Annotated in this window: 11 protein-coding genes; 6 read left to right on the forward strand and 5 right to left on the reverse strand. The window is 45.4% G+C overall.

All coding sequences use genetic code 11. The annotated features are described in order from the left end of the window. Nucleotides 1-34 precede the first annotated feature (34 nt). Complete coding sequence (locus tag ACRN9H_RS08040; protein ID WP_432313219.1) at nt 35-2,224, forward strand: OsmC domain/YcaO domain-containing protein; 2,190 nt, start codon at nt 35-37, stop codon at nt 2,222-2,224. Between the two features lie 138 nt (nt 2,225-2,362). Here ACRN9H_RS08040 and ACRN9H_RS08045 read toward each other — a convergent pair whose 3' ends face one another. Further along, entirely contained in the window at nt 2,363-3,271 is a 909-nt protein-coding gene (locus ACRN9H_RS08045; RefSeq protein ID WP_432313220.1) for a GGDEF domain-containing protein, read from the reverse strand. 320 nt (nt 3,272-3,591) lie between these two features. Between ACRN9H_RS08045 and ACRN9H_RS08050 the strand changes: the two genes are divergently transcribed. From ACRN9H_RS08050 to ACRN9H_RS08060, 3 genes are all read left to right on the forward strand, one after another. Continuing rightward, nucleotides 3,592-4,077, forward strand: coding sequence for a cupin domain-containing protein (locus ACRN9H_RS08050; RefSeq protein ID WP_432313221.1), 486 nt, complete (start codon nt 3,592-3,594; stop codon nt 4,075-4,077). Nucleotides 4,078-4,294: 217 nt separating this feature from the next. Beyond that, entirely contained in the window at nt 4,295-5,074 is a 780-nt protein-coding gene (gene lgt, locus ACRN9H_RS08055) for a prolipoprotein diacylglyceryl transferase (RefSeq protein ID WP_432313222.1), read from the forward strand. Between the two features lie 337 nt (nt 5,075-5,411). Beyond that, nucleotides 5,412-6,773 (forward strand): MATE family efflux transporter, encoded by a 1,362-nt coding sequence (locus ACRN9H_RS08060; RefSeq protein ID WP_263188691.1) that lies wholly within the window; start codon nt 5,412-5,414, stop codon nt 6,771-6,773. A gap of 63 nt (nt 6,774-6,836) precedes the next feature. Here ACRN9H_RS08060 and ACRN9H_RS08065 read toward each other — a convergent pair whose 3' ends face one another. After that, a complete protein-coding gene (locus ACRN9H_RS08065; protein ID WP_432313223.1) occupies nt 6,837-7,262 on the reverse strand; it encodes a CBS domain-containing protein in 426 nt (141 codons plus the stop codon). 246 nt (nt 7,263-7,508) lie between these two features. Between ACRN9H_RS08065 and ACRN9H_RS08070 the strand changes: the two genes are divergently transcribed. Then, nucleotides 7,509-9,275 (forward strand): alkaline phosphatase D family protein, encoded by a 1,767-nt coding sequence (locus ACRN9H_RS08070; protein ID WP_432313224.1) that lies wholly within the window; start codon nt 7,509-7,511, stop codon nt 9,273-9,275. A gap of 273 nt (nt 9,276-9,548) precedes the next feature. Beyond that, entirely contained in the window at nt 9,549-10,115 is a 567-nt protein-coding gene (locus ACRN9H_RS08075; RefSeq protein ID WP_076498817.1) for a phosphoribosyltransferase, read from the forward strand. A 98-nt stretch (nt 10,116-10,213) separates the two neighbouring features. On the opposite strand, the gene ACRN9H_RS08080 is transcribed toward ACRN9H_RS08075, so the two are convergent. From ACRN9H_RS08080 to ACRN9H_RS08090, 3 genes are read right to left on the reverse strand one after another with little or no spacing between them, the layout of a single operon-like run. Next, a complete protein-coding gene (locus ACRN9H_RS08080) occupies nt 10,214-10,945 on the reverse strand; it encodes a fumarate reductase iron-sulfur subunit (RefSeq protein WP_115406834.1) in 732 nt (243 codons plus the stop codon). Beyond that, complete coding sequence (locus tag ACRN9H_RS08085) at nt 10,945-12,951, reverse strand: fumarate reductase flavoprotein subunit (protein WP_432313225.1); 2,007 nt, start codon at nt 12,949-12,951, stop codon at nt 10,945-10,947. The genes ACRN9H_RS08080 and ACRN9H_RS08085 overlap by 1 nt, the downstream gene beginning before the upstream one ends. 43 nt (nt 12,952-12,994) lie before the next feature. After that, a complete protein-coding gene (locus ACRN9H_RS08090; RefSeq protein ID WP_432313226.1) occupies nt 12,995-13,717 on the reverse strand; it encodes a fumarate reductase cytochrome b subunit in 723 nt (240 codons plus the stop codon). Nucleotides 13,718-13,988: the final 271 nt, after the last annotated feature.

Below are 13,988 nucleotides of genomic sequence, written 5' to 3' on the forward strand. Positions count from 1 at the left end.
TACAGACTCGCCTATTTAGTGGAAATCATATTCAATGGAAATCAAAGTTAATTTTCTCGACAATCTTAGACTTGAAGCCAAGTTTGATGATTTTACCGTTACCGCCGATCAACCGATCCGCTATAAAGGTGATGGTTCAGCCCCTAGTCCGTTCGATTATTTCTTAGCATCATCAGCACTTTGTGCGGCCTATTTTGTGAAGGTCTATTGCAAAGCCCGTGATATTTCAACGGATAACATCAGGCTGTCGCAAAATAATATTGTCGATCCAGAAGATCGCTACAACCAGATTTTTCAAATTCAGGTTGAACTGCCAGAGGATATCTCGGCTAAAGATCGCGAAGGTATTTTGCGCTCAATTGACCGTTGTACCGTTAAAAAAGTGGTACAAACTGGGCCAGAATTTAAGATTGAAACCGTTGAAAACCTCGACGCAGATGCCAATGCGATGTTGATGGGGCAGCCGCAAGATGCCTCTAGCACCTTTATTCTGGGTAAAGATTTACCGCTAGAGCAAACCATTGCCAATATGACGGGGATGCTTGCCGATCTTGGAATGAAGATAGAGATCTCATCATGGCGCAATATCGTGCCGAACGTGTGGTCACTGCATATTCGTGATGCCGCTTCGCCAATGTGTTTCACCAATGGTAAAGGTGCGACCAAAGAAAGCGCGCTGTGCTCGGCGCTCGGCGAGTTTATTGAGCGTTTGAATAACAACTTTTTCTATAATGATCAATTCTTTGGTACCGAAATCGCTAATAGCGAATTTGTGCATTACCCCAATGAAAAGTGGTTTGCGTTAGAAGAAGACGATGCGCTGCCAGTGGGTATGTTAGATGACTATTGTCTAGATATTTATAACCCAGACGATGAGCTATGTGGCTCGCACTTGATTGATACCAACTCAGGTAACAAAGCTCGCGGTATTTGTGCCATTCCTTATACACGTAAATCCGATGGTGAAACGGTTTACTTCCCATCGAATTTAATCGAAAACTTATTTTTAAGTAACGGCATGAGCGCGGGTAATAACTTGCAAGAAGCGCATGTGCAGTGCTTGTCAGAGATTTTTGAGCGCGCGGTGAAGCGTCAAATCATCGAGCAAGAAATTGTACTACCAGATGTACCTATGCAGGTGCTGGAAAAGTATCCAAGCATTCTTGCTGGTATCAAGGGGTTAGAAGAACAAGGCTTCCCTGTGGTGATCAAAGACGCTTCACTCGGCGGCCAATTCCCCGTGATGTGCGTAACCTTGATGAACCCGAAAACAGGTGGCGTGTTTGCCTCCTTTGGCGCGCACCCAAGCTTTGAAGTGGCGCTAGAGCGCAGTCTAACTGAATTACTGCAAGGTCGTAGTTTCGAAGGTTTAAACGATGTGCCAAAACCGACCTTTAACAGCATGGCGGTCAGCGAGCCAGAAAACTTTGTTGAGCATTTTATTGATTCAACGGGGGTGATTTCATGGCGTTTCTTTAGCAGTAAATTCGATTATGAATTCTGTGAATGGGATTTTTCCGGCACCACGGAAGAAGAAGCCAGCGGCTTGTTTGGTATTTTAGAGGAGTTAGGTAAAGAGGTGTATATCGCCGAGTTTACTGATTTAGGTGCGTCGGCATGTCGCATTTTAGTACCTGATTACTCTGAGGTTTATCCTGTTGATGATTTGATTTGGGACAACACTAATAAGTCACTTATTTACCGTGAAGATATTTTAAATCTACATTCGTTGAGCACGAAGCAGTTAGTCAATTTGGTCAATCGCTTAGAAGAAAGCCAATTCGATAATTATACTGATATCCGCACCCTGATTGGCATTGTATTTGATGAAAATACTGTATGGGGTAAGCTGACAATTATTGAACTTAAAATTTTGATTTATTTGGCATTAGGCGCACATGAAGACGCAATGGAGTTGGTCGGTGAATTCCTGCAATTTAACGACAACACAGTAAAGCGTGTTTTGTTTTATCAAGCACTTAATGCGGTGCTTGAAGTTACCTTAGATGACGAATTAGCGCTTGATGACTTTATGCATAACTTCAACCGCATGTTTGGCGTTGAAGTGATGGAGAATGTGGTTGGCTCTGTCACAGGTAAAGTGCGTTTTTACGGCCTAACGAAGACGAGCATGCAGCTTGAGGGAATTGAGCCGCATTTAAGACTGATTGAAAGTTACAAAAAATTGCATCAAGCCCGTAAAGCCGTCGCTGAGGCGAAGTGATAATGTTAATTTAATGACTTGATGTAATCGAACTGCTTTGATAGCGAGCCTGATGGCTCGCTTTTTTATTCGGCATTATTCTATTTTTTATGGCGGATATTAACGTTTTATCGTGGATATTAGCAGGCAGTATTTCATTTAAATATATTCTGGTATCACTCGGTTTTTACCGCTACGTTTGGCTTGATACAGCGCTGTGTCGGCGCGTTTTAAGGTTTCTTCATAGGATTTATCGCGCGGATTGATACTCGCTACACCTATGCTCATCGTCGCAAATACCCCATCAACGATATGCTTTTGTAATTCAATGTATAAACATTGGCAGAGATGCTCTGCAAAGGCCAAAGCCTGCTCAAGTTGTTGCCCTGGAAGGGTAATAACAAACTCATCGCCGCCAAAACGATAGGCGTTGTCTATTGCTGTTAGCTGTTTTCGGCAGGTGTCAGCCACTGCAATAATCACTTTATCACCGATATGGTGGCCTAAATTGTCGTTAATGGCCTTCAAATGATCGAGATCGAGGACCAAAATGGAGGCCGAAGTATGATTGTGCTGATAGGTCTCAAATTGTTCGGTTAAATCCTGCTCTAATCTGCGGCGGTTAAATAATCCAGTCAGTTGGTCAGTATCGCTAAACTGGCGTAGCTGGATTTCAAGTTCGTGTCGTTGTGAGATATTACTGGCGACCCAAAGTACAACGGGCTCGTTATCAACAAGAAAATCCAGCGCTTGAATTCGACCTTCAAACCAAATGGGGTGTTCTGGCCCGGTATCGGGTAAGCCTTTGACATCTTTGCTACTGAGTTCATATTCTTCAATCAACAATTTATGGCTGCTCAATGCCATCTCGATCGTCGTTAAAAAGTAATTGAGTTTGTCTGTTTTTAACACATCAGCAAGGTATAAGCCGATTAAGCCGCTGCCATCATGGTAATAACGCCCATCTTTACCGCCAAATACGGCGATATATTTTCCACTTTTTGACAATACAAAAGTAGGGTCTGGCAATGCATCAAGTACTAACGCCATCTGTTCAATGTTGATCATTTATAGGTTCCCTGTGGAAACTCAGCTTATCCAGCAGTGTGTGTATCTTAGTTGCCATCAGTGATAGCGACAAATAAATCTTACTAATGCAGATTAATTTAGTGATTTTGAGTTATAGCAGGCACTTTTATCTTGCTGTTTATGTTAGTAAATAAAATCGTTGCTGTGCTGATTTGTTCTGCACTAAGTCTGTATTAATCATATTGCCGTAGTGGCCTAAATCATAAAATGCCATCACCGCACTTAGAGAGTGACAGTTTTTCGAGTACACTCACAGGCTTGAATTGCGAAGCCAATTGACTGATACAGGTATTCTTACTATGCAAACCGCCGATGATTTTATTGAACATTTAGCACTAGAGCCGCATGTTGAAGGTGGTTACTATCGATCTTCTTACCGCTCTGAGACGTCTTTTGACTCAACTCGGGCGTTATGGAGCAGCATTTATTTTTTGCTGCGCACAGGTGAGGTTTCTCATTTCCACCGCTTGACTGCCGACGAGATGTGGTATTTCCAAGCTGGACAATCCTTAACGATTTATATGATTGATCCTGAAGGAGTATTAACCACCGCGCAGTTAGGGCTCGATTTAGCAGCCGGTGAGAGGCCACAATTTTTAGTGCCTAAGGGCTGTATTTTTGGCTCAGCGCTAAACCACGCAGGCTTTTCATTAGTGGGCTGCATGGTATCGCCTGGTTTTACCTTCGACGATTTTGAGTTATTTAGCCAAGAGTCACTGTTAGCACAATATCCGCAGCATAGCGATATTATCCAACGATTAAGCCGAAAACAAACCGAGGTTTAATTTTCTTAACGCCTGCTGGATTAGCCGATAACGCAATGCAATATCGATGGCGGATTTAGCATTTGGTGGCGTCAATCGCACTGAAAATGACTTAAATTTAAGCGATTGTGCTCGATGTAAAGTGTTCTGCACGACAGGCCTTGTTTAATCGGTATTAACCACGTAAAACATATTTTTTGGCGTAGCTCATGTACCCAGTGTTATGGAGTAATTGAATTTGGAACACTTAGTGTGGCAACTCGATCCTGTATTAGTCTCGTTTATGGGGCTCAAAATACATTGGTATGGCGTATTATTTGCTGTCGCTATCACCGCGGGTTTTCAGGTGATGAAGCGAATTTATACTAAAGAAAATCTCGATGTTGAGTCACTCGATAATCTACTGATTTATTGTGTTGTCGGCATTATCGTCGGTGCCCGTTTGGCCCATTGTATTTTTTACGATCCGGATTATTACTTTGCCCACCCGCTGAAGATTCTGGCGATTTGGGAAGGGGGATTGGCGAGTCACGGTGGTGGGCTAGGTGCGATTCTGGCGCTGTATTATTACCAACGTAAAGTGAAGCTACCCTTCTTATTTTTGTTGGATAGACTGGCCATCGCCACCGCCATTTTTGGCTTTTTTGTTCGGATGGCGAACTTTGCCAATTCAGAGATTTTAGGCGACCCAACGACTCAACCTTGGGGAATTATTTTTGCCCGTGTTGACATGTTGCCAAGGCATCCGGCGCAGCTCTATGAAGCGTTTGCCTATTTAGCTATCTTTATTGGTCTTTATAGCTTGTATAAATATACGCAGATTAAACAACGGCATGGGGCGATTTTCGGCTTGTTTTTGGTGCTGGTATTTAGTGCGCGCATTGCGATTGAGTCGATTAAAGTCAGCCAAGCGGCTTACTCTGAAACGCTCTTAAGCGCAGGCCAATTACTCAGCTTACCTTTCCTCGCTGTAGGCATCATCTTGTTGTTTTTGGCGTATCGAAATAAACGCGCTTAAGTCCTAATATTAATGTGCTAAAAAGGCTTTCTATCCCAATAGAGAGCCTTTTTTTATTGGTAAATGTATATCATTGAGAGTTGACTAAGGTTTTTACGACATTGGTCACTTTGCCAATTGAGTGGTGCATAATATTGTAATAAAATTACCAACAGAATTGAGCTCAAGGGCGTTTTTTGCTTGTTTTTTCGCCTTTGTCAGCGTTTTATTATGCTTTATGGTTTGTTTGTGAAAGTTGCTTTCAGTATTTGCTTTATCGCTTGGCAATATACTGTCTAGACAAATTCATTGACCCAGCGCTCACATCGCTATTCGTTCTCTATTTGCAGGATTTTCCGTGGCTAAAGTACCTAAAACATTGCAACAACGCATGAGTATCGTCGCCCTCACATGGCCGATTTTTATCGAGACCTTACTGCAATCGCTGCTTGGGATCAGCGATATTTTTATGCTCAGCCATTATTCCGATAACGCGGTAGCGGCGGTTGGGCTCACGACTCAGTTGATGTTCTTCATGATGGTCATGTCGATGATGGTGAGCACAGGCGCGAGCATTTTAATTAGCCAAAATAACGGTGCTGGTCAGTCGCAGCAGGCTGTCGATATTGGGGTGGCAAGTATTGCATTGAGTTTGTTACTCGCGCTGATTATGGGCACGTCAATGTTCTTCGGCGCTGAAGGAATTATCGGCCTGTTTGCGCTTGAACACGATGTAGCAGGTTTTGGCTATGACTATTTAGTGATTTGCGGCAGCTTGAGTATTGGCCTAGTGATGAACATTGCTTTTGCTGCAATTTTAAGGAGTTACGGTTTCACTCGCTCGGCTATGTTAGTGACGTCAAGTACAGGTTTGATGAACGTCATCGGTAACTATATTGCCCTATATTCTCCCTTTGATTTGCCCGTTTATGGCGTGACTGGGGTAGCGATATCCACAGTGACCAGCCAGATTATCGGCGCTGTGATTATGTTACTGGTGATCCGCCATAAAAAAATCCCGCTGCCACTGCACCGTCTTAAATTATTGCCGCGCAGCACTTATTGGCGCGTGATGCGCATTGGTCTACTCAATGCCGGTGAGATGCTGTCTTATAATGTCGCGCAGATGACCATTATCTATTTTATCAGCCAGATGGGCACTTTATCGCTCACGGCTTACACCTATGGGTTAAACATCAGCCGGTTTATCTATTGTTTTGCGGTGGCGCTTGGGCAAGCGACGCAAATTCAGACTGGGTACTATGTCGGTAAACAATGGTTTGATGAAATCACCACGCGGGTGCAGCGTTACTGTTTGGTGGGTTTTGTGGCTTCGTTAGCCATAGTGTTAATTTTTTATTGGCAGCGATTCACTATCATCGGCTGGTTGAGTGAAAACGAGGAAGTCATCCAATTAACGGCGGTATTACTGGCCGGTTCTATCGCGCTTGAAACTGGGCGGGTATTTAATTTAGTCATTATTTCGGCATTAAAAGGTGCTGGTGATGTGGCGTTTCCTGTATGGGTAGGCCTTTTTAGCATGTGGGGGATAGGCGTTTTATTTGCGTGGTTGTTTGGCCTTCACTTAGGTTATGGCGTACTTGCTGCTTGGCTGGCTGTTGCTGCCGATGAATGGGTGCGTGGTTTGATTATGGTATATCGATGGCGCTCTGGCCGTTGGCAACGTTTTAATCGTATTCCTACTGTGAATTCGCTTTAGCGATTTTTGAGTGCACTCAATGATAGCGCAGCACACATCGGCTGCGCATTCTTGATAATAATGTTAGTTTTTTTGCTGTAGTAAAGTGCGGCACAGTTTAATAAAGTCCGATGAGGTGACGATACCTAGTACCTTTTTATCGGCATCAACAACGGGTAAGCAGCCTAGCTTATTCTCGATAAAATATTCCACCACCACAGTTAAAGGCTCATCGGCGGTCAGATGCTGGCAGTCTGTATCCATCACAGTATCAATCGGTGTGTAACGCTCTTTACGGTCAAGTGCCCCTTGGCCGTATTTGTTTAGCATCGACATCACACTGGCGATCATCTTTTTATGGGTGAGTACGCCAACGAGGGTGCCATCTATTTCAGAAATCACCGGTAAGTGGCGTACGCCACGGGTTTGCATCAGATGATGGGCATCTTTCAAACTGGCGCCATCGCTGATGCAGATGACTTGGTCACTCATAATATCGCTGACTTTCATGGTATAAATTCCTTCTCTTGGCGTGCATTTAACCGGCTGCGCTAGCCTTTACCGATGTTAACAGCTTCCTTGTTAGCTGCGCTAGCCCTGCATAAATAAAGTACGACATTCAGTATAAGTGTTTGAATTGATAGAAATCATAAAAGGCTGATAAAGATGTCACAAATGTGTAACAGTGATGTCTCACAATCGGGGTCTCATTAGACCTCATACCAGTGAAGCCTTATCTAACAAGGAATAATAATAATGAATCGTACCGTAACTCGTCGTGACTTTTTGGCTATGTCGGCCAAAGGTGTTGGCGTTGCTGTGATCTCTTACGGCTTGATGGGCTGTAGCGATAGTAATGATGATCATTCTGTACCTGCACAATTTTTACATGGGATTGCCAGTGGCGATCCGGCGATAGATGCTGTGATCCTTTGGACCCGTGTCACGCCTGAATCTGAGGGCGATGTGAAAGTGAGCTGGCAAGTGGCAAGTGATGCGGCCTTTACTCAATTAGTGACCACAGGTGAGATGGTGACTAATGCTCGCCGTGATTATACCGTTAAGATTGATGCCCGTGGTTTACGTGCGGGACAAAACTACTTTTATCGCTTTATGACAGGTGGCAAAACTTCCGTAGTGGGTAAAACCCGCACTCTGCCTGAGGGCGATGTAAGCTCTGTCAAATTAGCGGTTATGTCCTGTGCTAACTTTCCAGCCGGATACTTTAACGTATATGAATTAGCTGCGGCGCAGGAAGACTTAGATGCTGTGGTGCATTTAGGCGACTATATCTATGAATATGCCCGTGGCGGCTATGCTAGTGAGCATGCAGCAGAACTTGGCCGTGAAGTATTACCCGCCAATGAATTACTGACATTGGGCGATTATCGCACTCGTTATGGTCAGTACCATACTGATACCAGTTTGCAAAAGTTACACGCGAAAGTGCCTTTCATCACGGTATGGGATGACCACGAAGTGGCCAACGATACTTGGCGTGATGGCGCCGAGAATCACAACGAAGACGAAGGGGATTTTGCCGTGCGTAAAGAGGCTGCACTGCAAGCCTATTTCGAGTGGCTGCCTATTCGACCGTGGCGAGAAGGCAACCATGAAGAGATTTACCGCAGTTTTAGCTACGGTAATTTAGTCGATCTGCATATGTTGGATACTCGTGTATTAGCCCGTGATAAACAGCTTGATTATGCTGACTATATGGATGCCACAACGGGTTCATTTGCGGGCGAGCGTTTTCTTGCCGATGTCACATCGACCACTCGGACTATGCTTGGCCTGACGCAATTGCTTTGGCTGCAGGGCACTTTGCTGCAAGCAACGGGCAAGTGGCAGGTATTAGGGCAACAGGTTTTAATGGGTAAGATGTCATTGCCTGCGGCGATTGCCACTCAGCAGATGAGCATTCCGCAATATGCCATGTTAGGCGCTTTAGCTAAGTTAGCGGCGCGCGCGGCGGCAAATGATCCCACACTTACAGCCCAAGAGTTGCAATATTTGCAAGCCAATCAAGCGCTATTAACACCTGAAACAATCGCGTTACTGCAATTACCCGCCATCCCATACAACTTAGATGCTTGGGATGGTTATGCCTATGAGCGTGAAATCATTTTAGGTACGGCTAAATCGAAAAACCTCAACCTAGTGGTGATCGCCGGTGATACGCACAATGCGTGGGCGAATGAGCTTAAAGACGTCAGTGGCGATACCGTTGGTGTTGAGTTTGCGACCAGTTCAGTGTCCTCGCCGGGGCTTGAATATTACTTGAATCTACCAGTGGAACAGCTCCCCGCGACTGAAGCGGCGATCGTCGAATTAGTGCCCGATCTTAAGTACGCTAACTTAAGCGATCGCGGCTTTATGACCCTCACTTTCACTGCCGAAGAGGTTCGCAGTGATTGGTATTATGTGGATACCATTCTGTCGAAGGACTTCCAAGCTGCAACGACCCGTGGTTATAGTGCTAAGGCAAAAGTAGGCCAGCATGTGATTACGCCAATCGTTTAGTGCAGGTGTTTACTCGCTGCTTTTAGGTCACTTTAGGGTGGCCTTTTTGTTGTTTTTGGCCTAAAAAGGCAAAATAAATGTCTGTTGTCATGCAAGTTCGTACTATTACTGCAGCACATCATATTTTTTTGGTATAAAATTCGCTCCCAAATTCGGTGGCTGCCTACACTTTCTAAGGCAAAGCTGTTTTGGGATTAATTACCCGCCGAACAGACCTTACAAGCTTTTGCTTTAACGACCTAAAAATAAAATCAATGTGATGGGGACTGTGTCATGTCAGAAAAGTATTTTGTAACCGCCCAACAACTGCTAGAAGATTCATTTTTATTAGCTTCGCAGGTCTATGAGAGTGGCTTTCGTCCGCAGTTTATTGTGGGTATTTGGCGTGGCGGCGCTCCAATCGGGATCGCGGTGCAGGAGTTTTTTGATTTTAAACAAGTCGAAACCGATCATATTGCGGTGCGTACTTCTTCTTATTATGGGATTGGTACCGATAAACAAAACAAAGAAATTAAAGTCCACGGCCTGCATTACATTGTTGAAAATGCTAACGCGAGTGACGGTTTATTGATTGTTGATGACGTATTTGACTCTGGCCGCAGCATCCACGCATTAAAAGAAAAACTCGGTCAGTTGATGCGCCTGAATATGCCAACCGATATCCGTATCGCTTGCCCATATTACAAACCTAAAAATACCGCAGTGCCTTTAAAACCAGATTACTACATTCACGCTTCAGAAGACTGGTTGGTGTTTCCACACGAAGTGACGGGCCTAACGCCTGAAGAAATTGCCGAAGGTAAGGGTGATTTAAAGAACATCCAGCACCTATTTAAATAGGTTATTCACGGCGAAGCTGATACTTAAAGTGGCAACGCCTATGGTCTTTATAAACAGGGCCAAACTTATTGGCGCTTTTTTATGATTTATAAAACGCGCTAAATCAAGGTCATGGCCATTTTTCGCCGCAGATAAGCAATTTGCTGCATATGCGGTAAATCCTTAGGACAGTTGTCTTGGCAACCGAGTAAGGTCATGCAACCAAACACCCCATCCTGATTACCAATCACGTGGTAAAAATCCTCTGCGGTGCGAGCGTCGCGGCTATCCATCTCAAAACGGGCGATTTTCATCATGCCTACTGCGCCAACAAAGGTGTCACGCATTTGTTTAGTCGCGCAAGCTGAAACACATACGCCACATTCAACGCAGCGCTCGAGTTCGTACAGACGAGCGGCTTCAACTGGGTCCATAGGATCTTCGAGGCGATGCACATCGCTATCATTAGCCTTAGGGTGTAACCACAACTTTAAACGCTCAGCTAATTCGCGCATAAACTTACCGGTATTCACTGATAGGTCACCAATCAATTCAAAGCCTGGCAGTGGCATTAAGGTGATGTCGCCCTTAGGATATTTGGCGGTTAAGGTACGGCAAGCTAACGTGGGGAAACCGTTGATCACCATAGCGCAACTGCCACAAATACCCGCTCGGCAGACAAAATCAAACTGCAACGAAGTATCTTGTTCTTCCCTAAGTTTATTGAGGGCGATAAATACCGTCATGCCCGGCGTTTCAGTGAGCTGATAACGCACCATTTTTGGCTTGTCGTCTGGCTCCTGTGGATCATAACGAAAGATATAAAAGGTGAGTAAGCGACCTTGAGTCATTATGATTTCTCTCCTAACGCATTGGCAGACGGGATTTTTAAGGTATCACTCAAACGTTCATTATTGGGTTGCAAGCTTTCGGGCAATTCAAAGGGCATAAGGGCACGCTGGCGTTGATAACGGTCGGCATCGTCGCCTAGCTCAGCTAAAATCTCGGCAATCTGCTGCTCACGTTTTTCGGTATCGGGATGGGCTATGGCGTTATTGATGCCATAACCACGGTAACCCGGTGGTAGCTCCATCTTCATCACATCGAGTGCTTCGTAGTTAAGCACAGGTTCGAATGCATCGGGATCGGGCCAGCTGGCTAAGGTGCGATTCAGCCAATCGCGGTCATTTCGCTGCGGAAAATCTTCACGGGCGTGGGCACCACGACTCTCGGTTCGCGCCGCTGCGCCGCAGGCCACAGTCAGCGCGACTTTGAGCATACGCTTGACCCGCAGGGCTTCAACTAGCTCAGGATTAGCGTGACGTTTTTTACACTTAAGTCCGAGTTTGCGCGAACGTTCAAGCAGCACTTTAAGCTCAGCGACGGCTTTATCAAGCTCAGGGCTATTACGGAAAATCCCCACATAATTCATCATGATGCGCTGCATTTCGTGTTTGAGTGTAAAGGCGCTTTCAACACCATCACCCTCGAGGAGCAGATCAATTTCACTTTGTACTTGCTGCATAAATTGCTCGACAAGTTGAGTGTTGATTTCTAAGCTATTGTTCTCACAAAAATCGGCAACATATTTACCGATAATCATACCGCCAACCACGGTTTCAGCCAGCGAGTTACCGCCTAAACGGTTAAACCCATGCATGTCCCAACACGCCGCTTCGCCGACGCTGAACAAGCCTTTAAGCTGTGGGCTTTCACCGGTGGCATTGGTTCTAATGCCGCCCATAGAATAATGCTGGGTTGGGCGCACAGGGATCCAATCTTTAGCGGGATCGATGCCTAAAAAGTTTTCGCAGATTTCCTGCACTTCCCTAAGGTTAGTTTCGATGTGCTTGCGACCTAAAAGGGTAATATCCAACCATAAATGCGGCCCATAGGGGCTATCGACGCCCTTCCCTTTCCGTATATGTTCTGTCATGCGACGCGATACCACATCCCGCGATGCCAACTCCTTTTTATCGGGCTCATAGTCAGGCATAAAGCGATAACCGTCTTTATCGCGCAATAAGCCGCCATCACCACGGCACCCTTCCGTTGTTAAAATGCCTACGGGAACGATGGCGGTGGGATGGAATTGTACCGCCTCCATATTGCCAAGCCTTGCCACGCCCGTTTCCAATGCCAACGCTTGGCCAATACCTTCGCAGATAATCGCATTGGTCGACACTTCATAAATTCGGCCATATCCGCCAGTGGCAATGGTGGTGGACTTAGCCACATAGGCTCTCAGTTCACCCGTAATCAAACAGCGGGCGATCACTCCATGGCAACGTTTACCATCATGAATAAGTGCCAGCGCTTCGATACGTTCATGCACAGGAATATCCATAGCAATCGCTTTGTTATCCATAGCGTATAACAGCGAATGACCCGTACCATCGGCCGTGTAGCAAGTACGCCATTTTTTCGTGCCGCCAAAGTCACGGGCGTTAATTAGTCCATGGGCTTCATGCGCCTCATGCAAAGTCACTTTTTGCGCGTTGACAATCACGTCCCTTGGGCCTGCACTCACCCTCGACCAAGGCACGCCCCACGTCGCCAATTCACGCACTGCCTTAGGTGCACAATGGGCAAACATCCGCGCCACATCTTGATCGCAGCCCCAGTCCGAACCTTTTACCGTATCTTGAAAATGCACATCCTCATCATCGCCCATTCCCTTAACGGCATTGCCTAAACTCGCCTGCATCCCCCCTTGAGCGGCAGCAGAGTGGGAACGTTTTGCAGGAATGAGTGACAACACTAAGGTATCAAGCCCACGCTCTTTCGAAGCGATAGCGACCCTTAACCCCGCCAGTCCAGCTCCAACCACTAATGAATCGGTATAAATCAGTTTCACGCCTGCTCCTTAATTGGATCTGTTGTTATTGTCAGCTTCATTGTTATTTCGGCACAAAGGGTTGGACTGGTGTGCCAAGTTCACTGCCAATAAATAAGTAGGTAATCAGGCTGGCAGCGCCAAGACATAATAGATAGGTAATCAACATCTTAGCGATGTTACTTAGGGCCGTACGTCGGCTAGATAAACCCCATTTCAGCGCGACTCGATACAAGCCAATCATGGCGTGTATCACAACAGCAGGCAGTAGCAGGGCATACAGTAACCAAGCATTATCGTGATACACCCGTTCGGCCGATAAATGCGGGCCAATTTCGGGATTCATAATCATAGTAAAGAGATGTACCGGTACGAGGAAAAATAAGATAAATCCAGTGACCAGCTGCCAGAACCACGCGTGAGTATCTTTATGGTTGATATTTTTCATGTGCGTTCGTAGGGCGCGCCATTGGCCCAATTGCGCAGGAAAACGCCGTAGCGCCAATGCTGCATGCAGTATCACCACCAGTAACATGAACACTGAAAACACTTTGGTGACAAGTGGAAAACCATGCCCTGAGGGGCTAAACATTCCGCCTTCAAGTAATTGCACTACTTGATAAAAGGTTTCTTTTCCGAGCAAAATGCTGGATTCAAAATGCATGTGCAGCAGTAAAAACAAACCGAGCAGAATGCCCGTCGCACTCTGTAACCAATCAGCTTTTGCTGACCATGGGTGACTGAGTTGTGTACTCACCTTCTTGTGAACTCGCGTCACGTTTGTCATCTTGGATTTACCTATGTCATTTATTGTTGGGTACCTTCTGGCGATTTACACGATAGCAACAACCTAAATTAGCGGTCAGTATTACAGATTTAAAGCGTGAGCTAACTCACCAGACAGAGTGCAATTCTTAGAATAAGATCACAAAACCAATCATAAAAACAAACAAATATAAAACAATTGAATTAATGCATTCCATTGCGTTATGCCTAAAAATAAAACTGACAATTTGGTTTTTTGTGATAATCATGCTAGTGATTACAAGGGCTTATAT

Origin of the sequence: Shewanella sp. MF08487, assembly GCF_050848685.1 — a bacterium.
Classification (GTDB): Bacteria; Pseudomonadota; Gammaproteobacteria; order Enterobacterales; family Shewanellaceae; genus Shewanella; species Shewanella glacialipiscicola.